At 70.7% G+C, this 24,649-nt stretch carries 22 protein-coding genes and 2 tRNA genes; 15 read left to right on the forward strand and 9 right to left on the reverse strand.

Translation table 11 applies throughout. From position 1 onward, the window contains the following. Position 1 precedes the first annotated feature (1 nt). Positions 2 to 1,885 carry an FUSC family protein gene (locus tag ACIRYZ_RS34005; protein ID WP_402951888.1) on the reverse strand — a complete coding sequence of 628 codons (1,884 nt, stop codon included), beginning with the start codon at positions 1,883 to 1,885 and terminating at the stop codon, positions 2 to 4. A 320-nt stretch (positions 1,886 to 2,205) separates the two neighbouring features. Between ACIRYZ_RS34005 and ACIRYZ_RS34010 the strand changes: the two genes are divergently transcribed. From ACIRYZ_RS34010 to ACIRYZ_RS34030, 5 genes are all read left to right on the forward strand, one after another. Further along, positions 2,206 to 2,787, forward strand: coding sequence for a hypothetical protein (locus tag ACIRYZ_RS34010; RefSeq protein ID WP_402951890.1), 582 nt, complete (start codon positions 2,206 to 2,208; stop codon positions 2,785 to 2,787). Positions 2,788 to 2,831: 44 nt separating this feature from the next. Further along, positions 2,832 to 4,508: a WXG100 family type VII secretion target gene (locus ACIRYZ_RS34015; protein WP_402951891.1), complete on the forward strand. Its 1,677-nt coding sequence runs from the start codon at positions 2,832 to 2,834 to the stop codon at positions 4,506 to 4,508. A gap of 101 nt (positions 4,509 to 4,609) precedes the next feature. Continuing rightward, positions 4,610 to 5,977: a S8 family serine peptidase gene (locus tag ACIRYZ_RS34020; protein ID WP_402951893.1), complete on the forward strand. Its 1,368-nt coding sequence runs from the start codon at positions 4,610 to 4,612 to the stop codon at positions 5,975 to 5,977. Positions 5,978 to 6,522: 545 nt separating this feature from the next. Next, a complete protein-coding gene (mycP, locus tag ACIRYZ_RS34025) occupies positions 6,523 to 7,797 on the forward strand; it encodes a type VII secretion-associated serine protease mycosin (RefSeq protein ID WP_402951895.1) in 1,275 nt (424 codons plus the stop codon). 33 nt (positions 7,798 to 7,830) lie between these two features. Then, positions 7,831 to 8,034 (forward strand): DUF397 domain-containing protein, encoded by a 204-nt coding sequence (locus tag ACIRYZ_RS34030; protein ID WP_402951896.1) that lies wholly within the window; start codon positions 7,831 to 7,833, stop codon positions 8,032 to 8,034. 421 nt (positions 8,035 to 8,455) lie between these two features. Here ACIRYZ_RS34030 and ACIRYZ_RS34035 read toward each other — a convergent pair whose 3' ends face one another. The 4 genes from ACIRYZ_RS34035 to ACIRYZ_RS34050 all read right to left on the reverse strand — a co-directional run bounded on the left by ACIRYZ_RS34035 (position 8,456) and on the right by ACIRYZ_RS34050 (position 11,529). After that, complete coding sequence (locus ACIRYZ_RS34035; protein WP_402951898.1) at positions 8,456 to 8,872, reverse strand: hypothetical protein; 417 nt, start codon at positions 8,870 to 8,872, stop codon at positions 8,456 to 8,458. A gap of 141 nt (positions 8,873 to 9,013) precedes the next feature. Continuing rightward, positions 9,014 to 9,541 carry a hypothetical protein gene (locus ACIRYZ_RS34040; RefSeq protein ID WP_402951899.1) on the reverse strand — a complete coding sequence of 176 codons (528 nt, stop codon included), beginning with the start codon at positions 9,539 to 9,541 and terminating at the stop codon, positions 9,014 to 9,016. Continuing rightward, positions 9,526 to 11,157 carry an alpha/beta hydrolase gene (locus ACIRYZ_RS34045; RefSeq protein ID WP_402951900.1) on the reverse strand — a complete coding sequence of 544 codons (1,632 nt, stop codon included), beginning with the start codon at positions 11,155 to 11,157 and terminating at the stop codon, positions 9,526 to 9,528. Before ACIRYZ_RS34045 ends, ACIRYZ_RS34040 begins: the two co-directional genes overlap by 16 nt. 3 nt (positions 11,158 to 11,160) lie before the next feature. Beyond that, on the reverse strand, positions 11,161 to 11,529 hold the full coding sequence (locus ACIRYZ_RS34050; RefSeq protein WP_402951901.1) for a hypothetical protein: 369 nt from the start codon (positions 11,527 to 11,529) through the stop codon (positions 11,161 to 11,163). 637 nt (positions 11,530 to 12,166) lie between these two features. On the opposite strand from ACIRYZ_RS34050, the gene ACIRYZ_RS34055 reads away from it, so the two are divergent. Next, complete coding sequence (locus ACIRYZ_RS34055; RefSeq protein ID WP_402951903.1) at positions 12,167 to 13,501, forward strand: MFS transporter; 1,335 nt, start codon at positions 12,167 to 12,169, stop codon at positions 13,499 to 13,501. Between the two features lie 19 nt (positions 13,502 to 13,520). On the opposite strand, the gene ACIRYZ_RS34060 is transcribed toward ACIRYZ_RS34055, so the two are convergent. Then, a complete protein-coding gene (locus tag ACIRYZ_RS34060) occupies positions 13,521 to 14,117 on the reverse strand; it encodes a flavodoxin family protein (RefSeq protein ID WP_387615161.1) in 597 nt (198 codons plus the stop codon). Between the two features lie 164 nt (positions 14,118 to 14,281). Between ACIRYZ_RS34060 and ACIRYZ_RS34065 the strand changes: the two genes are divergently transcribed. From ACIRYZ_RS34065 to ACIRYZ_RS34085, 5 genes are all read left to right on the forward strand, one after another. Further along, the gene (locus ACIRYZ_RS34065) at positions 14,282 to 14,701 is read left to right on the forward strand and encodes a winged helix-turn-helix transcriptional regulator (RefSeq protein ID WP_402951905.1); all 420 of its coding nucleotides are present in this window, start codon (positions 14,282 to 14,284) and stop codon (positions 14,699 to 14,701) included. 120 nt (positions 14,702 to 14,821) lie between these two features. Continuing rightward, a tRNA-Thr gene (locus ACIRYZ_RS34070) sits at positions 14,822 to 14,897 on the forward strand. Between the two features lie 206 nt (positions 14,898 to 15,103). Beyond that, positions 15,104 to 15,772, forward strand: a complete 669-nt coding sequence (locus ACIRYZ_RS34075) for a LuxR C-terminal-related transcriptional regulator (protein WP_402951907.1) — start codon at positions 15,104 to 15,106, stop codon at positions 15,770 to 15,772. 165 nt (positions 15,773 to 15,937) lie between these two features. After that, complete coding sequence (galE, locus tag ACIRYZ_RS34080) at positions 15,938 to 16,900, forward strand: UDP-glucose 4-epimerase GalE (protein ID WP_402951909.1); 963 nt, start codon at positions 15,938 to 15,940, stop codon at positions 16,898 to 16,900. Positions 16,901 to 17,178: 278 nt separating this feature from the next. Next, a complete protein-coding gene (locus ACIRYZ_RS34085; RefSeq protein WP_402951911.1) occupies positions 17,179 to 18,153 on the forward strand; it encodes a LuxR C-terminal-related transcriptional regulator in 975 nt (324 codons plus the stop codon). Positions 18,154 to 18,170: 17 nt separating this feature from the next. Here the strand turns inward: ACIRYZ_RS34085 and ACIRYZ_RS34090 are convergent, their stop codons facing one another. Then, on the reverse strand, positions 18,171 to 18,668 hold the full coding sequence (locus ACIRYZ_RS34090; protein ID WP_380411794.1) for a MarR family winged helix-turn-helix transcriptional regulator: 498 nt from the start codon (positions 18,666 to 18,668) through the stop codon (positions 18,171 to 18,173). A 111-nt stretch (positions 18,669 to 18,779) separates the two neighbouring features. On the opposite strand from ACIRYZ_RS34090, the gene ACIRYZ_RS34095 reads away from it, so the two are divergent. Then, positions 18,780 to 19,577: a methyltransferase domain-containing protein gene (locus tag ACIRYZ_RS34095; RefSeq protein ID WP_402951913.1), complete on the forward strand. Its 798-nt coding sequence runs from the start codon at positions 18,780 to 18,782 to the stop codon at positions 19,575 to 19,577. 37 nt (positions 19,578 to 19,614) lie between these two features. Here ACIRYZ_RS34095 and ACIRYZ_RS34100 read toward each other — a convergent pair whose 3' ends face one another. Together ACIRYZ_RS34100 and ACIRYZ_RS34105 are read right to left on the reverse strand one after the other, a co-directional pair. After that, positions 19,615 to 20,217: a TetR/AcrR family transcriptional regulator gene (locus tag ACIRYZ_RS34100; protein ID WP_350629600.1), complete on the reverse strand. Its 603-nt coding sequence runs from the start codon at positions 20,215 to 20,217 to the stop codon at positions 19,615 to 19,617. A 215-nt stretch (positions 20,218 to 20,432) separates the two neighbouring features. After that, a complete protein-coding gene (locus ACIRYZ_RS34105) occupies positions 20,433 to 21,437 on the reverse strand; it encodes an acyl-CoA desaturase (protein ID WP_402951915.1) in 1,005 nt (334 codons plus the stop codon). A gap of 247 nt (positions 21,438 to 21,684) precedes the next feature. Here ACIRYZ_RS34105 and ACIRYZ_RS34110 point away from each other — a divergent pair. The 3 genes from ACIRYZ_RS34110 (at position 21,685) to ACIRYZ_RS34120 (ending at position 24,537) form a co-directional block, all read left to right on the forward strand. Further along, positions 21,685 to 21,755 (forward strand) — tRNA-Gln (locus ACIRYZ_RS34110). Between the two features lie 147 nt (positions 21,756 to 21,902). Further along, positions 21,903 to 23,357, forward strand: a complete 1,455-nt coding sequence (glmU, locus tag ACIRYZ_RS34115) for a bifunctional UDP-N-acetylglucosamine diphosphorylase/glucosamine-1-phosphate N-acetyltransferase GlmU (RefSeq protein ID WP_402951917.1) — start codon at positions 21,903 to 21,905, stop codon at positions 23,355 to 23,357. 202 nt (positions 23,358 to 23,559) lie between these two features. After that, positions 23,560 to 24,537: a ribose-phosphate diphosphokinase gene (locus ACIRYZ_RS34120; protein ID WP_402951919.1), complete on the forward strand. Its 978-nt coding sequence runs from the start codon at positions 23,560 to 23,562 to the stop codon at positions 24,535 to 24,537. Positions 24,538 to 24,649: the final 112 nt, after the last annotated feature.

A 24,649-nucleotide genomic window follows, 5' to 3' on the forward strand; every position in this document is an offset into this window, starting at 1 on the left:
ACTACTGCTTCCTGAGCAGGATTTCGAGCTCGTCCGCCGCACGGCCCAGCGCGCTGAGCGCGGGGTCGTGCGGCGCCGTCGGACGCACCGCCGGCCGCGTCGGCGGGCGGTGCTCCCGGGCGGCGGCGGTCAGTTCGTCCAGCGCCCGGCGGACCCGGTCGGTCTCCGCGGGATCGGGCACCCGGCCGCCGTACCGGATCTGCGCGGCGAAGGCCGCCACCGCGCCGCCCAGCCGCTCCAACGCCGCCGTGGCCGGCAGCCACTGCTCGGCCAGCCGACCCGTGGGCGGCGGTTCCGCCAGGCCCTGCCGCACCTCCTGACGGGCGTCCGCCAGCGAACGGTAGGCGGTGCGGCGCAGCCAGACCTGGGCCCGGCCGTCCTGGGTGGTCGCGTCGAGGTAGGCGCGCAGGGCCGTGGTCGCGGCCACCAGCCGGGGCTCGATGCGGTGGCGCGGGCGCTCGGGCCACAACAGGTAGCCGAAGAGCAGCACGACCGCGCTGGCGAGCACGGTGTCCACCACCCGCGGCCAGAACTCCGCCGCGCTGCTCTGGCCGCCGAGTTGCAACAGGACCAGCGCCATCGGGGTCATCACCACCGTGTTCAGCCCGTAGTGCGCGGCGGTGGCGTACGGCAGCAGCGCGACGCACAGCGCGGCCATCGCGGTCAGCGCCCACTTCTCGGTGGTCAGCGACAGCAGCGCCGCCGTGACCGCCACGCCCAGCACCGTGCCGATCGCACGGCTCACCGCGCGCAGGAACACCGAACCCAGGTCCGGCTTCAGCACGAAGGCGATCGTCATCGGCACCCAGTAGCTCTTGCTGAGCGGGTAGTTGGCGGTCACCGCCGCGCCGACGGCGATGCACAGCGCGACGCGCACCCCGTACCGGACGGAGGGACGGGACAACAGCCGAGCGCGCAGCCGCCACGGGTCGGGCGGCGACGCGGGGGCGGTGCCGATCCGCGTCGGGCGGCCGGCGACGGTGTCGGCCGCGGCGCGCAGCGCCACGTCCAGCGCCTGCCGCGCCGGGGTGTCCGGCCCCCAGTCGGGCACCGCGACCTCACCCCCGCCCCGCCGCACGGCCACCGCCAGCCGCCCGGGCACCTCGGCCACCTCCGCCGGGACGGGGCGCCAGGCCCACAGCAGTCCGGTCGCGGCCTCGGTGGCGGCGAGGGCGGCCTCGTACATGCGGTACAGGGCTTGCGGGTTGGTTCGGTGGGCCGGGTTCGGGAGCAGATCCTGCAGTTGGTTCAGGCGGGCGGTCAGCACCTGGCGCGAGGCGGCGCCCTGCGGAGTGCCCAGATCGGCGAGGGTACGGCCGAGCGCCTCGTAGACGGCAGCGAGCGCGCGGTTGCGGGGATCGGAGCCGGACCGGTGATCGGACCTCACCGGCAGACCCAGCAGGACCACCAGGGCCGCGCCCACCAGCATCATCGGCGCCGCCGCCCACCACGGATGCGGCGGCGGCATCCCACTGCCCAAGGCGGCCGACACCAGCAACAGCATCCCGGCCGCCGAACCACGCGGGCCGGTCGCGCTCAACGCCCCGGAGGCGAAGGCGGTGAGCGTCAGCGCGCCGCCGAGGACGGTGGCGCTCGCGTGGGCGTGCTGCAGGGCCGTGCCGATCAGCATGCCGAGAGCGGAAGCGAGCACGGCGGTGGCGATGCGGGTGGCGCGCTGGTACGCCGGCTCCGCACGGTCGTTCATCGTCGCGTGCATCGCGCCGAGCCCGGCGAACACCCCGAGGTCCAGGCGGTGGGCCAGGAGGCCGGCCGTCAGCGGTACCGCCATCCCGACGGCGGCCCGGGCCATCAGCGCCCACGGCAGCGGCGGCCGGGCCGGTCGCACGGCGCGGGCCCACCAGGGCGTCGGCTTGCTCGGAGGCATACGGGGTCACGTCCGTTCTGCGGCCTCGGGTCGCTGCTGTGCGACATTGCGCGGCAGATGGGGCGTACCGGGTCAGTCTATCCAGCGACCTGGTGGTCGGCTGTACGTGTCAAGTTCGTACCGATCGTGCACGGGCGGGCCAAGGGCCCTGCCGGGCCGACAGAGGTGGTGGCTACGATGACGGAGGCGGAAACCGCCCACAGGGCGGGCGGTTGAACCGACCAGGGCGGTACGAGCCAGAAGTTGACGGTGTGTTGCGGCAGGGAGGGCCCGGGAGTTGCCCGGAGTGCCCGGCCGTAACGGGGGAGAGGTGGACTGCTGTGTCAGAGCCGACGAAGCCTGCGGATCCTACGGGGGCGAACCCGGGGGGGACGGCTGATTCGACGCCGTTCATGCTGGATGGTGGGCCCAAGATCCCCTTGCCTTGGGGCGGGATCGATCTCACTCCCGTCGTCAGCACGGCGCAGACGGACGGCAGCGCCGGTGCCCTGGTGGCGGCTTTCGGCAAGCACGACGTTCAGGTCGAGCTTGACACGCTCACCGCGTTCGCCAACAAGATCGAGGCCCTGCTCCAGGCGATGGAGGGCTCAGAGGCGGCGCCGTACAAGCTTGAGGCGCAGAATCTGACTCAGGGAAGCTTCGTCAGTGGAGGTTCCGCCGGCCAGTTCCTGGAAGCGGTCACCTTGTCCAGTACCTATGAGAAGGTCCACACCCAGCTCGTCAAGTTGCACAAAGACTTCGCGTTGCAGATCGAGGCGATGAGGAAAGCGGTCGTGGGTACGGAGGGTCACTACAGGACAAACGAGGATCAGACGACCGCTGATCAGAACGCGGTGGCGAAGAGTACAGGCGTGGCGGGGACGAATGGCCCCGGGTCGCAGCGGACCGGGAGCAAGCTCTGATGGTGGTCGGCGGAGCCGGTTCACGGGGGGACGGGGAGTAAGCAGTGGCAGTCGAGTCGCAATTCGAAGGCATGGACCACGCCGTACTCAAGGGTATGGTCGACGGTGCAAAGCCCGATTTGGTATTGAGTCGCGGCACCAAGCTTCAGGCGGCCGGTCGTGTGCTGACCGAGCTGAGCGCCGCGCTCAAGTCGCACCTCAGCCAGGTCACCTGGGAAGGCCAGGCTGCGGAGAACTTCAAGACGTGGGCCGGAAACCTGCAGCAGTCCGCCGAGAAGCTGGGCAACTACGCCGCAGGCACCGGCGACGCCATGCATCAGGCCGGTGAGGCACTCAGCACTGCCAGGGTTGCTGTTCCTCCCGTACCGACCACTGCCGTCGCAGCGGTGTACAACCGTGCGCACCAGGGGGCTCCTTCCCCTGATGTGGTCAAGCAAGCATCGACCGTTTCCTGGAGGCCGGACGGCCCCAGCACTGCGGACATCGATGCGCTGATGAAGAAGCGGAATAGTGCCTGGGTATCTGAAGCGGAGGCACTTGCCGGAGCGCATGAGGTCACCGCGGCGCACCAGGAAGCCGTCCGCCAGATGGAGAAGCTGGGCGAGGCCTACGACGCGGCGACGACGAAGCTGAACGGGCTCGGTGACGTGGTGTTGCCGGGAACGCCTGACTCGTCGACCAGCAACCGTTACGACTCGACTACTGCGTCGGGTGGCGGCGGAGGCTATGGCGGTTCCGGAGGTGCCCTCCGCAGCCCACGCACGAGCGGGGGGAGCACGGGAGGGAACGTCACTCCCTCCGGCGGCAGTTACAGCGGAGGCTCTGCCACCTATCACGACCCAGGGACGGGCTCCAGGGATCCGGGTACGCCAGTTCACACCGGACCGACCCCTCCGCACGGTGGCGGACAACTGCCGCCCGCGCCGCAGGACCCGGGCTCGTCGAATCCGCCGTCCTACCCGTCGGACCCGGTGAGCCGCCCGGGCACTGGCCTCGACAGCCTCCCGACTCTGCCTGGCCAGACCGGTCCGACCGGCCCCGGCCCCCTACTGCCGGACGGGCCGGGCTCCACGCCCGTCTACCCGGGCGGGCCCGGTGGTGGCCCTGGCGGTACGCCGGGCCTGCCAGGTGGTGGGCCGATCACCGGCTTCCCGGTCGGGACCGGTGGTGGTTCGATCCCGACCAAGGGAATCGGTGGCGGTTACATCCCGGGCAAGGGCGGCGGCTCGAATCCCGCCCGCACGGTCCCGTTCGGCGGTGGCCAGGTTCCCGGTAAGTCCGGCAGCCCGGGCCTGCCCAGCGGAACGGTCTTCGGCCGCGAGGCTGGCCCGGTCGGCGGTGGCCGGGCCGGATCGTCCATGGGCGGCGGAATGGGTATGCACCCCGGCATGGGGGGCGGCCACGGTGTCGTCGGTGGGGGTAGCGGCTCGCGTGGCCGGGGCTTGGCTTCGACCACCGGCGGTACGGTCGGCGGTCGCAAGGGACCGGCCGTCGGTGGGGAGTTCACGCCGGGCGGTACGGGTCTGCGCAACCGTGCGGCTGCAGCGGAGGCTGCCGAGGGCGGCGGCCGGTCCGGGCAGAACGGCATGATGGCCCCGGGTGCGGGGGGCCACGGTGGGCGGAACGAGCGCGACCGCCGCAAGCGTGCTGACTACCTGCACGAGGACGAGGAGACCTGGACCGACGGTACGCCGCACAGCAACCCGGACGTGGTTGAGTAGGACGGCAGCGACTGCCCGGCCCCTGGGCTTGCCCCAGTGGCCGGGCAGACCTGTTCGGGGCAGGTTTTCCCTGCCAGCGGAGAGATTGACGAGGAGTTGTGATGGGGCGGACGAACGCGCGAGCGCGTTGGCGGGCTGCTGCTGCGGCGCTTCTGGCGGCGGGAGTCGTAGTTGGCCCGGTCGCAACACCGGCTGTTGCCGAGGACACGATCCGGCAGCAGCAGTGGCATCTGGATGCGATGCACGCCCCGGAGATGTGGAAGGTGTCCAAGGGGCAGGGGATCACGGTCGCCGTGATCGACGGTGGGTTCAAGCTCGACCATCCGGATTTGGAGGGACAGTTCCTTCCGGGCAAGGATTTCAGCGGTAGCCCTGGTGGTGTGGGGTCCTTCGGCGATGGACACGGCACAGGCATCGCAAGCCTGATCGCCGGGACCGGGAAGGGCATGGGAGGGACAGGCGCTCAGGGATTGGCTCCGAGTGTCAAGATTCTTCCACTGAAGATCAACAATGGGTCTGTCGGGCCGTTGCTTTCCTCTGAATTCCTAGGCCAGATCGGTCAAGCGATCAATTATGCCGTCGATCAGGGGGCTAAGGTGATCAATATCTCCCAGGGCATGGAGGCGGCGCTCCCCTTGCCGGATGATGTTGCCAAGCTGAAAAGCATTGTCGCCGCAGCTAGGGCGAGAGGCGTCCTCATCGTCGCGAGCGTTGGCAACGAAGCGCAGAAGGGGAATCCGGTCGAGTATCCGGGAGCTCTTCCCGGCATCGTGGGCGTGGGGGCGGTCGATCGTGACGTAATCACTACGGCCGAGTCCGAGCAGGGTCCGCAGGTACTTCTCGCCGCACCGGGAATGGATATGATTGCGGCGTGTACTTCACCCACTGGCTATTGCAAGAGTCACGGTACCTCTGATTCCTCCGCCTTGGTGTCTGCCGCTGCGGCGCTGGTCTGGTCAGCACACAAGGAGTGGACCGAGAATCAGGTTCTGCGGGTTCTGATCAATACGGCAGGGAAGCCGAGTGACGGATCCGTTCGAAACAATGACGTCGGCTATGGCGCGGTGCGCCCCCGGATTGCTTTGACGGACCCGGGGGATCCTGGTCCGGCAGATGTGTCTCCGGTTCCGGTGACGAATCCTTCACCCTCGGCGAGCCCCTCTGCGTCTGCGAGTTCGTCCGCTCCTACGTCGTCGGCGCCGACTCCCGTCGCGAGCCCGACCGAGGTGGCAGTGGGCCCGCCGAGTTCGCAGCCGAAGGCTGAGGCGTCGTCCGGGTCGGGTGGCAGCGCGGTGCCGATCGTGGGTGCCGTGGTGGCCGGGTTGGTGCTGGTCGCCGGTGTGGTGTTCGCCGTGGTGCGGCGGCGGAAGTCGGTTGTGCGGCCTGAGGCTGGTATCCCGCCGATTCCTCCGCCTCCGCCGTCGTACGAGCCCCCGGTGGCGCCGAAGGACAACCCGTACGCGAAGTAGTTCGCACGGTCTTGCTGTTGTGGGGGAGTCAGGGTGGGGAGCCGCTGGACGTGGGCTCGGCGGCTTGTTGTCGTCGGGCTTGCGAGCACGTGTGCGGTGGGGGCGGCGGCGTCGCCTGCTCTCGCAGGTGGGTCTCGATTCAGCTGATCAGTGGCCGGCAGCTCCCGTTGTGGCCGCACGGTTGCACAGACCCGTACCGCCCGGCGTGAACTCCCCGCCGGCGGCCGGTCCCTTACGACCGCCGACCGCACCGAAGGCGGCGCCCGGTCCGGGCAGAACGGCATGATGGCCCCGGGTGTGGGGGGCCACGGTGGGCGGAACGAGCGCGACCGCCGCAAGCGTGCTGACTATCTGCACGAGGACGAGGAGACCTGGACCAGCGGTACGCCGCACAGCAACCCGGACGTGGTTGAGTAGGACGGCAGCGACTGCCCGGCCCCTGGGCTTGCCCCAGTGGCCGGGCAGAGCTGTTCGGTGCCGTGTTTCCCGGGCTGCTGAGAATACGACGAGGAGTTGTGATGGGGCGGAAGCTAGCGAGTCGGCGGATGCTCGCAGTGGCACTCTTGGCTGCGGGAGTTCTTGTCGTGCCGGTTGCGGCGCCTGCGGTTGCTGACGATTCGATCCGTGCTGATCAGTGGCATCTGGACACCATGCACGCCCCGGAGATGTGGAAGATCTCGAAGGGGGACGGGATCACGGTTGCGGTGATCGACAGCGGGTTCAAGCTGGATCATCCAGATCTCGTCGGGCAGTTCCTGCCGGGGAAGGATTTCAGCGGCAGCTCGGGAGGGGTGGGTTCTGACCCGGAAGGGCACGGGACGGGAATGGCCAGCCTCATCGCTGGTATCGGCAAGAACCGAGGAGGGAATGGAGCCTACGGTCTCGCACCCGGGGCAAAGATCCTTCCATTGAAGATCAACAATGGGTCTGAGGGAACTGTCATCTCGGCTGACTTCCTTGGCCAGATCGGCCAGGCCGTGAACTATGCGGTCGACCAGGGCGCCAAGGTCATCAACATCTCGCAGGGGAGGGCCGAAGTCACTGCTTCTCCCGGCGACGTAGCCAAGATCAACCAGATTCTGGCGAACGCGCGGGCGAAGGGTGTGCTCGTGGTTGCCAGCGCTGGAAACTCCGCACAGAAGGGCAACCCCGTCGAATATCCGGGGGCACTGCCGAATGTCGTGGGGGTCGGGGCCTTCGATCAAAATGGCAATGTGACGGAGGAATCCGAGAGGGGGCCGCAAGTTGCTCTTGTGGCACCTGGTAAGGACATCATCGCGGCTTGTACCGCCTCCACCGGTTACTGCAAGAGCCATGGCACGTCCGATGGAGCCGCCTTGGTGTCGGCTTCGGCGGCACTGGTCTGGGCGGTTCACAAGGACTGGTCGGCGAATCAGGTTCTGCGGGTGCTAATCAATACCGCAGGCAGGCCGAATGGTGGGACCGTCCGCACGGATGACGCGGGTTGGGGCGCGGTACGGCCCCGGATCGCGCTGACGGATCCCGGCGATCCAGGTCCGGCGGATGTGTCTCCCCTCCCGGCTGATGCAGTCACGCCGTCTGCCGTGCCGGCCTCGCCGAGTTCGCCGGTTCCCACCTCGCCGGTTCCGACGTCGTCGACTCCCGCCGAGAGCCCGTCCGAAGCGGCGGCCGGCGCTGCTCCGACCGTGCAGCCGAAGGCCGAGGCGTCGTCCGGGTCGGGCAGTGCGCTGCCGATCGTCGGCGGGGTGGTGGCCGGACGGCAGACCTGGCCAAGCATCGAGCCGTCTTCGCCCGAATGGACTCCATGGCGCTGTCCGAGGATGCGTCGCGAGACCTGATCTGGTCCGTCAAGAAGGAAGTTGAGGACAGGTATGCCTGAGCCCAAGTGGCAGAAGTCGACCTACAGCGGCGCGACCAACGAGTGCGTCGAGGTGCGTACGGTGGACGGCGTCGTCGAACTTCGCGAGTCTGACGACGAGGACATAGTCGTCCGCACCACCCGGGCCAAGTTTGCGATGTTCATCCAGGGCGCCAAGGCGGGCGAGTTCGATCACCACGGCGGACTCAACATTTGATTGCAGCTCGATGGCCCCTCGCTCCGGCGAGGGGCGGCTGCGCTGGCGCCGGTCTCGGCCGGACTGACGCCTTCGGTCGCGTCCCGCAGTCACCTGAGCAGTGCGCGGGCGGTGCGCGGCCCCGTGGCCGAATCCGTCGGCGACTCGGCGACTCGGCGGCTGCTGTCCGTCCTTCCAGGCGCCCGATCGACGGCGCGCCCCGCCCCCGCCGCATCCCGGGGGAACCACAGTGGCGTCCGTCCAGGCCGCGACTGGGGCCGTTGGCCGCCTTGGGTCCGTCCTGCCCGCAGTCCCTGCTCGCTGCCTGGCCCGGGCTGGTGGTGTTCTGCTTGGTTTCGTCACCCTGGTGATTGCTCCGGGGGCACGATGGGTGCGGTGACGACCTCCATCGCGCCGTCGCCCGCACCGGGCATATTCGCGGTCAGTTGCTTGTGGAGGCCCCGGGGCTGTTGCCGGGTTTGACGCAGGGGGCCAGGACGGTCAGGTAGAGGGTGTCCGGCGCTGTGTCGGGCTCGCCCACCACGACCGAGGCGGTGAACTTGTTCGCGTCGTTGGTCAGGTCCAGTCGCTTATCGTCGCTGCGCTCGACGGAGAAGCCGTCCTGCTTCAGCCGCTGCCTTACCGCCTCGAAGACGCCATGCACCTTCGGCCCGGGGATCCCGCGCAGCTTGTAGCTGATGTACGGCATGTACGTCTGGATCGAACCCACCGGTCCGAGCTCGCATGCGTCCTTGTCCACCAGCGGCTCGGAGACCTTCACCGAGTCCTTGTCGGGAAGCACCGCCAGCGCACCGGAGGCGTCTACCTTGACCTTCTCCTCGGCCTGTCCGAGGGTCATCGACGGGCTGTCGCTCCCGCAGGCGGAGACGACGAGGAGGCCTGCGGGTAGCAGGCACAGCAGGGCGGCTTGTGCGGTTCGTCGGGGTCGGGACGATCGGGTGTGCTGTGGAGTTTGCGTCGGTAGGTTCATGTGGCCAACTCACGCGGGCGGTGGCTTGGTGCCGTTGGGCCAGACGCAAGGGGAGACGAAGCCGATGGTCAGGGTGGTGCTCCAGTCGCCGCCGTCGTCGATGGAGGCTCTGAAACCGTCTTTCGGATTCTTGAGGAAGATGGCGTCAGGGTGGCTGCTGGTGACCTCGAATCCGGCTTTGACGAGGTGGTCACGGAAGGCGTCGAAGGTGGCGGCATGGTGGTCGGCCGGGATGCCTCGTAGGTAACGGGAGGTTACGGCCATGGTCCGGCCGTCTTCCTCCGAAGGGGCATCGTTCTTGAAGCACATGCCGTCGCTGTCCCGATCGGTGACCGCGGTCACGGGTTGCGGGAGGGCGGCGAAGGCGTCGGCGAAGTACGACTCGGTCTTCTGTTTGGCCTGCTCATGGGTCATCGTCGGGCCATCGTCCGTACCGGCGCAGGAGGTGGCCGTCAGCAGGACGGCGATGGCCGGAAGCGCTAGTCGCACGGCTTTGGTGGGGTGTCGGCGGGTCACTTTCGTCATGATGGCTGCCACGTGCCGGTGATGACCTTGCCGAATTCCTTGATGGCGTCCCCCTTGGGGTCCCAGTAGTGGGAGTGATCGCTGTCTCCGGCATACAGGTGCTGAGCTTCGAAATGAGGATCCATCGGATCCTCTCCGAACCGCTTGATCAGCTCCGCTGTCACCGCGATCCCGGTGTCCTGACTGCCCCGGGCGACATAGACGTGGGAAGGGTCGATGTTCAGGTCTTTTGCGTGGTCGACACCGACACCGGGGCTGCCGACGAGAACGATGTCGTCGACGGGCGGCTTGAGGTCGCGCATGGTGTGACCAACCGCAACTGTTCCATAGCTATGACCCATGAGGGTGTTGTGCGAGGGTGCGCCCTCATGGGTCGAGCGCAGCCCGACCTGGAATCGGGCCAAATCCTGCTTCGCGTCATCGGCGTACCTGTCCATGGCCGCGTCCGGGAACTTGTTCTGGGGTGCGTCATACCCGACCCACGCGATCGCTGCGGTGGACTTGGTGCCGTCCACCTTGGTGGCCGCCTTCACCATCTCATCCGCCTTGTCGACGTCACCGCTGACCGCTGCGAACCTGGAGGTGGTGCCGGGGACGAAGGTCACGACGTTGTCGGCGGTGTCGGGGTTGTTGACCGAGACGATCGCCCGGCCGTTGCCCTTGGTGGTGTCGAACCCGAGGAGGAAGGCCGGCGTGTTGTCACGGGCTGCCAGCTTGGCGCCTCCTAGACGGCTCTCGATGTCGGCGATTCCCTTGAGTTTCTCCCTCAGGAGGATGTTCTTGGCATCCCAGGCCATGTAGTCCGGGTTGGTGACGGGCCCCTGCGGGCCGTCGATCTTCTGTGGTGGCTCGGGGCCAAGATGGTCGAGTTGGAGCTGGAGGTCCTGCTTGGTCTGCTTCATCCTGACGCGGTTGGCCTGGTCGCGGGCGATGGCGGGGACGCCGTCGAGGTTGCCGATCTGGTCAGGGTGGTCGTGGATGAAGTTCTGCCGCTCGGTCTCGGTGAGGCCGTTCCACCACTTCTTGACGCTGGTCGGGTCGGTGCCTGCGGGGGGAGCCTGCTCACCAGCGTTCGATGCGGTGAGATCCTTCGCCACCGTGGCGGCGTCCAGGCCGAGGCCGTTGCCGGCGTTGCTCGCGAAGTGGTTCAGCCGGGCGCTGATCTCCTGGTCCGCGTGGTCGGCTTCGTTGAGTGCGGCGGTGATGCGGTTGCTGATGGCGATGGCCGTCGTCTCGGCGCCGGCGCCCGCGTAGTTCGGGGACGTGGGCTCCTTGTCCCAGGTGATGCCGCCGTCGGGGGCGACATTGAGCTTCGCGTTCTTGGCGTCGTCGAGGGCGTAGACCAAGTGGGCCTGGGCCAGCGCGAATTGTTCGGCGGCCTTGGCGAGCGCCTTGCTGACGAGGTCGAGTTCCGTGTGCGCGGACTGGAGTTCGGTGCCCAGGAACCGGATTCGGGCTTGGGCGTGGTCGGAGGCGGTTCCGGTCCAGTGCGAGTTGGCCAGCCGGTCGGCGACCTCGTGCTGCCAGTTCTCCATGTGCTGGCCGAAGGCCGAGTAGAGCTTATCGAAGGCGTTCTTCGCGATCGTGATGTTGTTGATGTTGGCGTCGTAGAGCGTCTTGATGTCCATCGACTACTGGGCCTTCCCGCCGGTCGGGGTCAGCACGGTGCCGAAGGGATCGGGTTCGTCCGTGGTCGCCGCCCCACCGCCTTGGCTCTTGAGGTGCCCGTGGACGTCCTTCTCGACCTGGCGGTAGTAGCCGGCGGAGGTGGCGAGCTTGGAGCCGACACCGCCCATGTCGCCGCCGAGCTTGTCCAGCAGCGTCTTCCAGTTGGCGTCGCAGTCGTGCACCGCGGCGGCCGTGCGCCAGCCCTTCAGGGTCCCGGCGGCCTGGTTGTACGGCTCAGTGATCTTCGCAGTCTCACCCGGTATCGGACCCCCGATGTGCTGCGCGCTCTGTCCACAGCCGTCCAGTTCGGCAGGGTTGACCTTGAATTCCAAGGACGCATCAGGATCTGCCACGTTCGCCCCCCGGCGGTTCGTTCCGGATCCAGCGCACCGCCCGGAGCCGTAATTATTCGAAAATATGACACAGAATTTTAGCGGATCATTGAGCCTTCAAGGGTGGGCGCCGATCGGGTGGGGTGAGGCCAGAACGAATGAGGCTCCCCGATGGTTGAGCGAGACCCCGCACCTTGCTGCAGCACGGCCTGGCCAAGGGTGTGGTCGCGCACTTGGTTCGCGACCACCTCGTCCTGGACGAGGGCATCGACGTCCCCGCTGAGGCGGTCGTCGTGAGGGCGGGCTGCCAGGAGGGCCTGTTCCTGGTCCTGCAGGCGCTGCGCTTCACCCTCGAGGCTCATCGTCCTCGGCGTTTCGCCCACGTACGTTGGCCTGGCGGGCGCGGCCCGGCTCGTGGGCCTGCCGTGTGGCCCGTAGACGGCGGCTCACAGCGCGTCGACCTGGACCGTCTGGCTGCACCCGGCTGGCTGCCGCCCGCGCCCGAGGTCTGGTGGCCTCCACCCCAAGACGGGGGTGGAGGCCACCGACGCGCTCCGGCGTGAGGGTCGCGGGTGTGCGCCGGGGTCACTCGGGTGGCGGATGGTCGGGCGTGGGGCCTGCGGTGAGGGTTGGTGGTATGGATGCGGAGGGTGCTTGGCGGGTAGGGCAGTTGCGGCGGGCGGCGGCTGCGGCGTTGATCGGGACGGCGATCGAGTTCTACGACTTCTTTCTGTACGGGACGGCGGCCGCGTTGGTGTTCGGGCCGGTGTTCTTTCCCGAACTGGGCAGGGTGGGGGCGCTGTTGGCGGCGTTCTCGGTGTATGCGGTGGCGTTCCTGGCCCGGCCGTTGGGGGCGGTGGTGTTCGGGCACTTCGGTGACCGGGTGGGGCGGAAGGCGACGCTGGTGGTGTCGCTGCTGTTGATGGGGTTGGCGACGGCGGCGGTGGGGGTGTTGCCGGGGTTCGCGGTGTGGGGGTGGTGGTCGCCGGTGCTGCTGGTGGTGTTGCGGGTGTGCCAGGGCGTCGGGTTGGGCGGGGAGTGGGGCGGGGCGGCGCTGCTGATCGCGGAGAATGCGCCGGCCGGGCGGCGGGGGCGGTACGGGGGGTTCCTGCAGTTGGGGCCGACGGGTGGGTTCGTGCTGGCCAACGGGGTGTTCCTGGCGCTCCAACTCGGCATGGACGAGGGGGCGTTCCGGCAGTGGGGCTGGCGGGTGCCGTTCCTGGCCTCGACGTTGCTGGTGGCGGTGGGGCTGTTCGTGCGGTTGCGGATCGAGGAGTCCCCGCTGTTCCGGACGGACGAGCGCAGGGAACGGCCGCCGGTGGTGGAGGTGTTGCGCGAGCACTGGCGTCCGGTGCTGGCGGGCGGCGGGGCGATCACCGTGGGGTACGCGCTGTTCTACCTGACCACGACGTACGCGCTGGCGTACGCGACGTCCGGCCTCGGGGTGGCGAGCACGCTGGTGCTGTCGATGCTGCTGGTCGGGGCGGCGGGGATGGCCGTGACGGTGTGGCTGAGTGCCTCGCGCAGTGACCGGTGGGGGCGGCGGCGGACGTTGCAGTGGGCGACGGGGCTCGCCGCGGGCTGGTCGCTGGTGGTGTTCCCGCTGTTGGAGACGGTGCGGCGGCCGCTGATGTTCGTCGGGCTGGCGGGGGCGATGGTGGTGCTGGGCTGCGTGTTCGGGCCGGTGGCGGCGTTCCTGCCGGAGCTGTTCCCGACCCGGGTGCGCTACACAGGGGCCGCGCTGACGTACAACCTGGGCGGGGTGATCGGCGGTGCGACGACGCCGCTGGTGGCGACCAGGCTGACCGCGGCGTACGGGACGGCGCAGCCGGCGGGTTGGTACCTGGCGGGGCTGGGCGTGCTGGCCCTGGGGTGCCTGCGGCTGTTGCCGGAGACCACGGGCGCGGAGTTGGCGGCGGTGGACGGCGGACGCCGCCGGGCGCCCGTCCTGGGGACGGACCCGGCGGCGTAGGCGCAGGCGCGGGGAGGGGTCAGCCGGCCAGGGCGGCCCGGCCGGCCAGCACGATCGCGGTGTGCCGGGCGACGCGCTCGCCGAGGTGCTCGGCGGTCGCGATGTCGGCCTTGTGGACGGCCTCGACGCCGGCGTCGGAGGGCGAGGAGGCGGCGGCGCCGCTGAAGAAGCCGAGGCGGTTGAGGTCGTCCTCGCTGGCGGTGGTGGCGTTCCAGCCGGGCTTGAGGCCGAGGTTGACCCAGTTCATGCCGTGCTGGGCGGCGAGGGTCTGGAAGAAGCCGAGGGTGCTGGCCTTGTCGCCGCTCTTGGAGGCGGAGTTGGTGAAGCCGGCCGCGACCTTGTCCTTCCAGGCGTCGGTGAACCAGCGCTTGCTGGTGGCCTCGGCGAAGACGTGGAAGGCGCCGGAGGCGGTGCCCATGTAGGTGGGGGAACCGAAGACGATCGCGTCGGCGGCGTCCAGCTGGGCCCACTGCTCGTCGGTGATGGTGTCGACGGCGATCGAGACGACCTCGGCACCTGCGGTGGCGGCGCCGCGGGCGACGGCCTCGGCTATCACGGCGGTGTGGCCGTAGCCGGAGTGGTAGGCGATCGCGACGGTCGGGCGGATGGCGGTCATGCGGGGCGCTCCTGTACGGGACGGCGGTGGGCCGGTGGGGCAGTGGCGGGGACGGGCAGGGCGAAGCTTGCGGACGCCCGGTCCGTCGAACGGTCTCCAATATAGACCAGGTCTCCAATGGTTACCAGGGGCGGATTGGAGACCGCAGGGCTACCCTGGTCGGTATGACGACGGAGGAAACGGCCCGGGAGCAGAGTCAGCCGCACGGGCAGGTGCTGGAGCTCGATGTCTTCGCCCAGCTCTGTCCGAGCCGCGAGATGTTCGCCGAGCTGGCCGACAAGTGGTCGCTGCTGATCCTGATGAGCCTGGCCGCCTGCGGGCCGCGGCGCTTCTCCGAACTCCAGCGCGGGATCGGCGGGGTCAGCCGCAAGATGCTCACCCAGTCGCTGCGCACCCTGGAGCGCGACGGGCTGGTGCGCCGCACGGTCTTCCCGGAGACGCCGCCGCGGGTGGTCTACGACCTGCTGCCGCTCGGTCGGGAACTGGCCGAGCTGGTCTCCCCGCTCGGTCGCTGGACGGAGCGGCGCGCCCGGCAGATGCTCGCGGCCCGCGAGGAGTTCGACGCGGCGCACCCCGAGGCCTGAGCGGCCGGAGGCGGACCGGAGGCGGGCCGGGAAGGCCCGAGGGGCCGATTTCCCTTTCGGGTCGACGGCCGTGTAATGTCTTCCTTGTTCGACCGGCCCGGGAAAACAAAAACCCGGCAAGCCCCTATAGCTCAGTCGGTAGAGCGTCTCCATGGTAAGGAGAAGGTCTGCGGTTCGATTCCGCATGGGGGCTCCACTGAAAGACCCTCGCCTCGCGGCGAGGGTCTTTCGCGTTTCCCGAGCCCGCCGGCCCGGGCCCGACTCCGGCCAGCCCCGAGCCCGGCCGGACCGCCGACACGCGGTGGCCTAGCGGGTCGGGTGCGGAATGCGCTGTGATGGTGCGTCATCGGCCGCCCGCCCGAGGGGTGCGGGCGCGAGCCGGACCCTGACCGGGAGGGCGTCATGGGCGTTCGACTCGTGGTGGTCGACGACCATCGGCTGCTGGCCGAGGCGCTGGCCACCGCGCTCCAACTGCGTGGCCATCGGGTGCTCGCGGTCGGCTCCCCGGCCGGCGTCGCCGCCGACCTGGTGGCCGGGCGGCGGCCGGAGGTGTGTCTGCTGGGCGTGACCGCGCCGGGGGAGCCCGGCGCCTTCGACGGGCTGCGCCGGATCCACCGGGAGCGCCCCGAGGTGGCCGTGATCGTGCTCGGGCCGGTCGGTGAACTGCGGGGCGTGGCAGGGGCGTTCGCGGCCGGCGCGGCCGGGTACGTGCCCAGCGACGAGCGGATCGAGGTGGTCGAGCGGGCGATCGGACGGGCCCGGGCGGGTGAGGCCGCGGTGGCGGTGGACGTCCTGCGCGGGGCCTTCGACCAACTGCTGCGCCCGGTGGCCGAACCGGACGACGAGGCGGTCCGGCTGCTGCGACTGCTGACCCGCCGTGAGGTGCAGGTGCTGGCCCGGATCGCGGACGGCGAGGACACCGCGACGATCGCCGCCGGGATGCGGATCGCCGCGAGCACCGCCCGTACCCACGTCCAGCGGGTGCTGATGAAGCTGGGCGCGCGCACCCGGCTGGAGGCGGCCGCGGTGGCCGCGCGCACCGGCCTGTTGGAGCGGATGTCCGGCGGCTGAGGACGGTGACTGTGGAGAGCGGCTGAGGAGTGGGTGAGAAAGCCCGGGAGCGACCACCCCGGTGGTCGGGAGCACCCCGCCGGGCAGGGACAATTGGCGGCAGTCGTACGCATTCCGTCGATGGCCGCCGACCGGGCGGACCCATCGCCCGCTGGAGGTCTCATCATGAGTAAGTACCTGGTCACGGGTGGCGCCGGCTACGTCGGCAGCGTGGTGGCCGCCCACCTGCTGGAGGCGGGGCACCAGGTGACCGTCCTGGACGACCTGTCGACCGGCTTCCGCGAGGGCGTCCCGGCCGGTGCGGAGTTCGTCGAGGGGCGGATCCAGGAGGCCGGCAAGGTGCTGGACGGCTCCTTCGACGGCGTGCTGCACTTCGCCGCCTCCTCGCAGGTCGGCGAGTCGGTCGTGGACCCGGAGAAGTACTGGCGCAACAACGTGGCCGGCTCGCTGGAGCTGATCAGCGCGATGCGCGCGGCGGGCGTGCGCAAGCTGGTGTTCTCCTCCACCGCCGCCACCTACGGCGAGCCGGAGGCGGTGCCGATCGCCGAGACCGCCCGCACCGCGCCGACCAACACCTACGGCGCCACCAAGCTCGCGGTGGACCACCTGATCACCAGCGAGGCCGTCGCGCACGGCCTGGCCGCCGTCTCGCTGCGCTACTTCAACGTGGCCGGCGCGTACGGCGCCTACGGTGAGCGCCACGACCCCGAGTCGCACCTGATCCCGCTGGTCTTCCAGGCCGCACTGGGCCAGCGCCCGCACATCGCGGTGTACGGCGACGACTACCCGACCCCGGACGGCACCTGCATCCGCGACTACATCCACGTCGCGGACCTGGCCGAGGCGCACCTGCTGGCGCTGGACGCTGCCAAGCCGGGCGAGCACCTGATCTGCAACCTGGGCAACGGCAGCGGCTTCTCGGTGCACGAGGTGATCGAGTCGGTCAAGCGCGTCACCGGCCGGGAGATCCCGGTGCAGGTGGCCGGTCGCCGGGCCGGCGACCCGGCGGTGCTGGTGGCCTCCGCCGAGCGCGCTCACCAGGAGCTGGGCTGGACGCCGCGGCGCCCGAACCTGGACGACATCGTGGCCGACGCCTGGAAGTTCACCCTGGAGAAGAACGCCGGCTGACCAGGGGCGAGTCGGGACGGCCCCGGGGGTGCGGAAGGTGCCCCCGGGATCGCCCGGGCCGAACAAGTCCAGCCACCCACACAGCTCCTGGCGAAAGTTCACCAATCCACCACGGGGGAGTTTCCCGGCCCGTACGCTGAGTGCGGTACCGGTGGGGGCCGGCGTCGATTCGGCCTCACCGGCCAACCGGTGGGCGGGCGGGGCGACGGGTCCGGAGCACGCCGCCGGACCGGTCCCCGCTCCCGGGCTCGGGCGCTCTGAGCAGGGGGGTAGTGACGATGGGGCGGATCCGGGTCCTGGTGGTCGACGACCACCGGATCTTCGCCGAGGCACTGGCCGCGGCCCTCGCCGCCGAGCCCGACGTGGAGGTGGGTGCGGCGGGCAGCGCGGCCGCCGCCGAGCGGGCGCTGGAGCGCGCCGCCGCCGAGGGGCGGGCCTACGACGTGGCGCTGATCGACGCCGACCTGGGGGCCGAGACCGCGGGCGCCCGGGCCAGGCCGGGGGCCGAACCGGCCGAGGAGGCCCGGCGCCGCCAGGCCCCGGCCGCCCCGCCGCCCCGCCGGTCCGCGGCGCCGACGACCGTCGCCCGTCCGGCGGACCAGTTACGCGCGGAGCAGTTGCGCTCCGATCAGCTCCGCGCCGACCAGCTGCGCCCGGAGCAGTTGCGCTCCGATCAGCTCCGCGCCGACCAGCTGCGCCCGGAGCAGTTGCGTGCCGACCAGCTCAGGGCCGCCTCCCCGCCCCCCGACGGCATCACCCTGCTCGGCCGGCTGCGCCGTGCCCACCCCGGGCTGCGCGCCGTCGTCCTGGCCACCGCCGACGACCCGCACCGTGCCGCCCGGGCGCTGCACGCGGGCGCCACCGGCTGGGTGGCGAAGGAGAGTTCGCTGGCCCGGCTGCTGGCCGTGGTCCGGGGCGTGCTGCGGGACGAGACGCATCTGCCGCCGGCGCTGCTCACCGGGGTGATCCGCGAGCTCACCACCGCCCGGCGGGACCGCACCGAGAGCGAGCGGCTGGTGGACACCCTCACCCCGCGGGAGAAGCAGATCCTGCGCTGCATGGTGGCGGGCCTGGGCCGGCAGGCCGTCGCCGAGCGGCTCTACCTGTCGCCGCACACCGTCCGCACCCACATGCAGAACGTGCTCGGCAAGCTCGGGGTGCACTCCACCCTGGCCGCCGTCGCGGTCGCCCGCCGGGCCGGGGTCAGCCCCGCCGAGTCGGCGGTGCCGCCGTCCATCACCTCCGCCCCCTGAACGGCGGCGGACGGGGCTCAGCCCGGGATGTTGTCGAACGGCGCGACCAGCAGCCGCAGCAGCGCGGCGAGTTCGCCCTGCTGTCCGGAACTGAGCTGGGCGAGGAGTTCGCGCTCGTGCGCGAGCAGCCCGGCCAGCGCCTGGTCGGCGCGGTCCCGGCCGTCGTCGGTCAGCCGGACCAGGACGCCGCGCCGGTCGTCCGGGTCGGGCAGGCGCTTGACCAGGCCCTTGCCGGTGAGCCGGTCGATCCGGTTGGTCATGGTGCCGGAGGTGACCAGGGTCTGGGTCAGCAGTTGGCCGGGGGAGAGCTGGTACGGGGAGCCGGCCCGCCGCAGGGCGGTCAGGACGTCGAACTCCCAGGGCTCCAGGCCGTGCTCGGCGAAGGCGGTGCGGCGGGCGCGGTCCAGGTGCCGGGCGAGCCGGCTGACCCTGCTGAGCACCTCAAGCGGCTCCACGTCGAGGTCGGGGCGCTCTCGGCGCCATGCTGCGACCAGCCTGTCGACCTCGTCCTCCATGACGATCAGTGTATCGGTGGATGTGTCGATGTGAAGTCTCTTGACGTCGAGAAATGTGCCAGCGAGGCTACAACGAGATATCTTGATGTCGAGATACCTGCGAGGTGAGCCATGACCACCCCCGTCTGGGACCCGGCGCAGTACCTGCGCTTCGCCGACGAACGCACCCGCCCGCTGCGCGAACTGATCGCCCGCGTCCCCGTCCTCCCGGATCCGGATCCGCACGGCGCCGTGATCCTCGACATCGGCTGCGGCCCGGGCAACTCCACCGCCGTCCTGCGCGAACGCTGGCCGCAGGCCCGGATCACCGGTATCGACAACTCCGCCCCGATGCTCGCCACCGCCCGCACCGAGGGCGAGCCCACCGCCGACTACCTGCTCGCCGACGCCCGCACGTACGACCCCGCCCCGGCCCGGCCCGACCTGATCGTCTCCAACGCGACCCTGCAGTGGATCGACGGCCACCTCGACCTGATCCCGCGCTGGGCCGCCGCGCTGCGCCCGGGCGCAGTGGTCGCCTTCCAGGTCCCCGGCAACTTCGACGCCCCCAGCCACACCCTGCTCGCCGACCTGCGCCGCAGCCCCCGCTGGCGCGACGCCCTCGGCGCCGACGCCGTCCGCTCCGGCGTCCACCCGCCCGAGCGCTACCTCGACGCCCTGGCCGGCGCCGACTGCCTCCCCGACGTCTGGGAGACCACTTACCGCACCCTGCTGCCGGGGCCGGACCCGGTGCTGGAGTGGGTCAAGGGCAGCGCCCTGCGACCTGTCCTCACCGGGCTCGTCGACCCGGCCGACCGGGCCGCCTTCCTCGCCGAGTACGGGCGGCTGCTGCGCGAGGCCTACCCGGCCGGGCCGTACGGGACGGTGTTCCCGTTCCGGCGGATCTTCGCGGTGGGGGTGAAGCGGTAGTGGGGGTGAAGCGGTAGCGGCCCGGCCCGGTGCGGGCTCAGCCCCTGCGGTCGCCGACCAGCTTCGGGTGCCGCTCCAGGCCCTCCAGCCCGTGCCAGGCCAGGTTCACCAGGTGCGCCGCCACCGTCGCCTTGTCCGGCTTGCGGACCTCCAGCCACCACTGGCCGGTCAGCGCGACCATCCCGACCAGCATCTGCGAGTACATCGGGGCCAGCCGGGCGTCGAAGCCGCGGGACTTGAACTCCAGGCCCAGGATGTCCTCGACCTGGGTCGCGATGTCGCTGATCAGCGAGGCGAAGGTGCCGGTCGACTGGGCCACCGGCGAGTCCCGGACCAGGATCCGGAAGCCGTCCGTCGAGGTGTCGATGTAGTCCATCAGCGCGAACGCGGCCTGCTCCAGCAGCTCGCGCGAGTGCCCGCCGGTGAGCGCCCCCGTCACCATGTCCAGCAGCAGCTGCATCTCGCGATCCACGACCACCGCGTACAGCCCCTCCTTGCCGCCGAAGTGCTCGTACACCACGGGCTTGGAGACCCCGGCGCGCTCGGCGATCTCCTCCACCGAGGTGCCGTCGTAGCCGCGCTCCGCGAAGACCGTCCGGCCGATCTCCAGCAGCTGCTCCCGGCGCTGCTTGCCGGTCATCCGGACCCGGCCGCCCCGGCGGCGCGGGGCCGAGGCGGCTGCGCCCCCGCCCGTACCTCGTTCCGTGCCCCCGTTGGCGGGCGTGCCCGCCGGTGCAGCGGCCCGCGGACGGACCGGCGCCGTTCCGGGCGCCGCGTCCGTCCGCGTGCTGTGGTGACCGCCTGTGCTGTCTGCGCTGCTCCCGTTCACCCCTACATCATGCTGGAAGCGCCGCCTCATGCGGCGCGGCGGGCGGCGATCCGCTGCGCGTCCGGCCAGCGGACGTCCCGGACCCAGCCTGCCAGCTCGAACCAGCGGATCAGCCGGGCCGAGGAGTCGATCTGTCCGCGGAGCACCCCGTGCCGGGCCGCGGTCGGGTCCGCGTGGTGCAGGTTGTGCCAGGACTCGCCGCAGGAGAGCACCGCGAGCCACCAGACGTTGCCGGAGCGGTCCCGGGAGCGGAACGGGCGCCGGCCGACCGCGTGGCAGATCGAGTTGATCGACCAGGTGACGTGGTGCAGCAGCGCCACGCGGACCAGCGACCCCCAGAAGAAGGCGGACAGCGCGCCCTCCCAGGACAGGCTCACCAGGCCGCCGACCAGTGCGGGCAGCAGGAGCGAGATCGTGGTCCAGAGCCAGAACAGCCGGGAGATCCGCCTTATGGCCGGGTCGCGGACCAGGTCCGGGGCGTACCTGAGCTGAGAGGTCTGCTCCTCGTCGAACATCCAGCCCATGTGCGCCCACCAGAGGCCCTTGATCAGCGCCGGGACGCTCTCCCCGTAGCGCCAGGGCGAGTGCGGGTCGCCGTCCTTGTCGCTGAAGCGGTGGTGCTTGCGGTGGTCGGCCACCCAGCGCACCAGCGGGCCCTCGACGGCCAGGCTGCCGGCGATCGCCAGCACCAGGCGCATCGGGCGGTTGGCCTTGAAGGCGCTGTGGGTGAAGTAGCGGTGGTAGCCGACGGTGATGCCGTGGCAGGTGAGGAAGTACATGGCGACGGTGACCGCCACGTCCGTCCACCCCAGCCCCCACCCCCAGGCCACCGGCACGGCGGCGACCAGCGCGGTGAACGGCACGAGGATGAACAGGCCGAGTGCGAGGCGCTCGGCGAAGCCCTGTCTCTCCCCGCCACGGGTGGCGGACAGCCGGGTCGCGGCGTCGGCGGAGGGATCGGGGGGGGAATCGGGGGAGGGATCGGGGAGCGCGGCGCCCCCCGCATGCGCCTGGCCGGCCTGGATGGTCATGGGGCGTCCCTTCGCGGCGTCCCGAACGGGACAGAGCGGAGCCTACGTTGGCGTAACCTACGGCATCGTAGGTTGCGCTCCGTGTCCAGGGGAACACACTGCCGCGCGGCGCTTGAGTGAATTCACCCGACTGGATGGATGAACCCCGGGCCCGCGGTGTTCGATCCGCCGCGGCGGATCCGCGCCCGCGGATCGGGCTGGTTGATACCCACGGGGGGGTCGACTCGGGTAGGGTCTGACACGACTGTCCGCCGTGGTGTAATGGCAGCACAGGGCCCTTTGGAGGCCTTTGTCTGGGTTCGAATCCTAGCGGCGGAGCCTCTGCGCGCCTCAGGTTCGGGCGTTTCCCCCCTCGCCGGTATTGTCAGTGCTGCTCGGCGGACTGTGCGAATGGCGACCGGCCTGGGTCCGGGCCGGGCCTGCCTGCTCTGCCCTCGCTGTGAACCTACTGAGGAGCCTCCCCGCATGGGTGCCAATTCGCTTGCCGCCGTTGTCGTGCTCGCCGCCGGTGGCGGGACCCGGATGAAGTCGAACAAGCTGCCCAAGGTGCTGCACGAGGTGTGCGGGCGCTCGCTGGTGGGTCACGCGGTCTCGGCGGCCGCGGAACTGACGCCGGCGCAGCTCGTGGTGGTGGTCGGCCACCAGCGCGAGCAGGTGGAGGGGCACCTGGCGGCGCACTACCCGGCGGTGCGGCCGGTGGTGCAGGAGGAGCAGAACGGGACCGGGCACGCGGTGCGCACGGCGCTGGAGGCGCTGACCGCGGACGGTGTGGTGCTGGACGGCACCGTGATCGTCACCGCCGGGGACTCGCCGCTGCTGACCGGGCGCACCCTGCGCCGACTGGCGGACGCGCACGCCGCGCAGCAGAACGGGGTCACCGTGCTGACCGCCGTCGTCCCCGAGCCCTTCGGCTACGGCCGCATCCTGCGCGACGAGGACGGCACCGTCGCCGCGATCGTCGAGGAGCGGGACGCCAGCGACACCCAGCGCGCGATCACCGAGATCAACTCGGGCGTCTTCGCCTTCGACGCCAAGCTGCTGGTCGAGGCGCTGGCCGAGCTCACCACGGACAACTCGCAGGGCGAGGAGTACCTGACCGACACCCTGGAGATCCTGCGCAAGGCCGGGCACCGGGTCGGCGCCGTGGTCGCCGAGGACCACCGGGACATCCTGGGCATCAACGACCGGGTCCAGCTGGCGCAGGCCCGCCGGCTGCTGAACGACCGCCTGCTGGAGCAGGCGATGCGCGCCGGCGTCACCGTGGTGGACCCGGCGACCACATGGTTCGACGTGCAGGTCTCGTACGAGCCGGACGCCGTGGTGCTGCCGAACACCCAGCTGCAGGGCGCCACCCACCTGGGCGAGGGCTGCGAGGCGGGCCCGAACTCCACCCTGAAGGACACCCTGATCGGCGCCGGCGCCCGTGTGAGCAACACCACGGCCGACCGCGCGGAGATCGGCGAGCTGGCCGCCGTCGGCCCGTACGCCTACCTGCGGCCGGGCGCGAAGCTGGCCCGCAAGGCGAAGGTCGGCACCTACGTCGAGGTGAAGAACTCCGAGCTGGGCGAGGGCGCCAAGGTGCCGCACCTCTCCTACATCGGCGACGCCACCATCGGCGAGGGCGCCAACATCGGCGCGGCCTCGGTCACCGTGAACTACGACGGGATCAACAAGCACCGCACGGTCGTCGGCGCGCACTGCCGCACCGGTTCGGACAACATGTTCATCGCCCCGGTCACCGTCGGTGACGGCGCCTACACCGCGGCCGGCTCGGTGATCACCAACGACGTTCCGCCCGGCGCACTGGGCGTGGGCCGGGCGCAGCAGCGCAACATCGAGGGCTGGGTCGAGCGCAAGCGCCCCGGAACCACGTCCGCGCAGGCCGCGAAGGCCGCGGCGGACGGGGCCGTCGAGGCCTGACGGGACGGGCGGTGCGCCCGCAGGGCGGTCCCGGGGCGGACGGTTTCTGCGCGGGCGCGTAACCTGGAGGACGTACGTGCGCCACTGGGCTTACCGCCCGTGTCCAGGCGTACCGACAATTCCCCGATCCCCCGTGAGTGCGGGCTGCGCCTGCCCTCCGCGGGGGAGGGGTTCAGCGTCCGCAACGCGAGGAGACGGTGCAGTGAGCGGGATCACGACGTCGGGTGAGAAGAAGCTGAAGCTCTTCTCCGGCCGTGCCCACCCGGAGCTGGCGAAGGAGGTTGCCGAGGCGCTGGGGACCGAGCTGGTCCCGACCAAGGCCCTCGACTTCGCCAACGGCGAGATCTACGTCCGCTTCCTGGAGTCGGCGCGAGGCGCGGACTGCTTCGTGATGCAGAGCCACACGGCTCCCATCAACCAGTGGATCATGGAACAGCTGATCATGATCGATGCGCTGAAGCGGGCCTCCGCCAAGAGCATCACCGCGATCCTGCCGTTCTACGGGTACGCCCGCCAGGACAAGAAGCACCTGGGCCGCGAGCCGATCTCGGCCCGCCTGGTCGCCGACCTGCTGCGCCAGGCCGGAGCCGACCGCCTGATGGCGGTGGACCTGCACACCGCGCAGATCCAGGGCTTCTTCGAGGGCCCGGTGGACCACCTGTTCGCGCTGCCGCTGCTGGCCGACTACATCGGCGAGAAGGTGGACCGCTCCAAGCTCACCGTCGTCTCGCCGGACGCCGGCCGGGTGAAGGTGGCCGACCAGTGGTGCGACCGCCTGGACGCGCCGCTGGCGATCATCCACAAGCGCCGCGACATCACCCAGGCCAACACCATCCTGTCGGCCGACGTCGTCGGTGACGTCAAGGACCGGGTCTGCGTCCTGGTCGACGACATGATCGACACCGCCGGCACCATCTGCGCCGCCGCTGACGCGCTGTTCGAGAACGGCGCCGCGGACGTCCTGGTGGCCGCCACCCACGGTGTGCTCTCCGGCCCGGCCGCGGACCGGCTGAAGAACTCGCGGGTGAGCGAGTTCGTGTTCACCAACACGCTGCCCACCCCGGCGCAGCTCCAGCTGGACAAGATCACCACGCTGTCCATCGCCCCGTCTATCGCGGCCGCGATCCGCGAGGTGTTCGAGGAGGGCTCGGTCACGAGCCTCTTCGAGGGCGTGCACTGACGAAGGCCCCGTGCGGCGGCCCCGGGCCCGGACGGGCCCGGGGCGGCGCGCATTTGCCGGGGGGGCACCGGTGGGGTGAGACACGGGAAACAGCACGGCGAGGGAAGCCGCG

It is taken from the genome of Kitasatospora sp. NPDC101155 (assembly GCF_044768305.1).
In the GTDB taxonomy this organism is placed as follows: domain Bacteria; phylum Actinomycetota; class Actinomycetes; order Streptomycetales; family Streptomycetaceae; genus Kitasatospora.

Coding starts and splice junctions, on each gene's coding strand:
- ACIRYZ_RS34085 (WP_402951911.1), top strand. CDS start 17,179: ATGGGGCGGATCCGGGTCCTGGTGGTCGACGACCACCGGATCTTCGCC.
- ACIRYZ_RS34055 (WP_402951903.1), top strand. CDS start 12,167: ATGGATGCGGAGGGTGCTTGGCGGGTAGGGCAGTTGCGGCGGGCGGCG.
- ACIRYZ_RS34020 (WP_402951893.1), top strand. CDS start 4,610: ATGGGGCGGACGAACGCGCGAGCGCGTTGGCGGGCTGCTGCTGCGGCG.
- ACIRYZ_RS34035 (WP_402951898.1), bottom strand. CDS start 8,872: ATGACCCTCGGACAGGCCGAGGAGAAGGTCAAGGTAGACGCCTCCGGT.
- ACIRYZ_RS34075 (WP_402951907.1), top strand. CDS start 15,104: ATGGGCGTTCGACTCGTGGTGGTCGACGACCATCGGCTGCTGGCCGAG.
- glmU (WP_402951917.1), top strand. CDS start 21,903: ATGGGTGCCAATTCGCTTGCCGCCGTTGTCGTGCTCGCCGCCGGTGGC.
- galE (WP_402951909.1), top strand. CDS start 15,938: ATGAGTAAGTACCTGGTCACGGGTGGCGCCGGCTACGTCGGCAGCGTG.
- ACIRYZ_RS34105 (WP_402951915.1), bottom strand. CDS start 21,437: ATGACCATCCAGGCCGGCCAGGCGCATGCGGGGGGCGCCGCGCTCCCC.
- ACIRYZ_RS34005 (WP_402951888.1), bottom strand. CDS start 1,885: ATGCCTCCGAGCAAGCCGACGCCCTGGTGGGCCCGCGCCGTGCGACCG.
- ACIRYZ_RS34090 (WP_380411794.1), bottom strand. CDS start 18,668: ATGGAGGACGAGGTCGACAGGCTGGTCGCAGCATGGCGCCGAGAGCGC.
- mycP (WP_402951895.1), top strand. CDS start 6,523: ATGCTCGCAGTGGCACTCTTGGCTGCGGGAGTTCTTGTCGTGCCGGTT.
- ACIRYZ_RS34045 (WP_402951900.1), bottom strand. CDS start 11,157: ATGGACATCAAGACGCTCTACGACGCCAACATCAACAACATCACGATC.
- ACIRYZ_RS34095 (WP_402951913.1), top strand. CDS start 18,780: ATGACCACCCCCGTCTGGGACCCGGCGCAGTACCTGCGCTTCGCCGAC.
- ACIRYZ_RS34060 (WP_387615161.1), bottom strand. CDS start 14,117: ATGACCGCCATCCGCCCGACCGTCGCGATCGCCTACCACTCCGGCTAC.
- ACIRYZ_RS34100 (WP_350629600.1), bottom strand. CDS start 20,217: ATGACCGGCAAGCAGCGCCGGGAGCAGCTGCTGGAGATCGGCCGGACG.
- ACIRYZ_RS34030 (WP_402951896.1), top strand. CDS start 7,831: ATGCCTGAGCCCAAGTGGCAGAAGTCGACCTACAGCGGCGCGACCAAC.
- ACIRYZ_RS34065 (WP_402951905.1), top strand. CDS start 14,282: ATGACGACGGAGGAAACGGCCCGGGAGCAGAGTCAGCCGCACGGGCAG.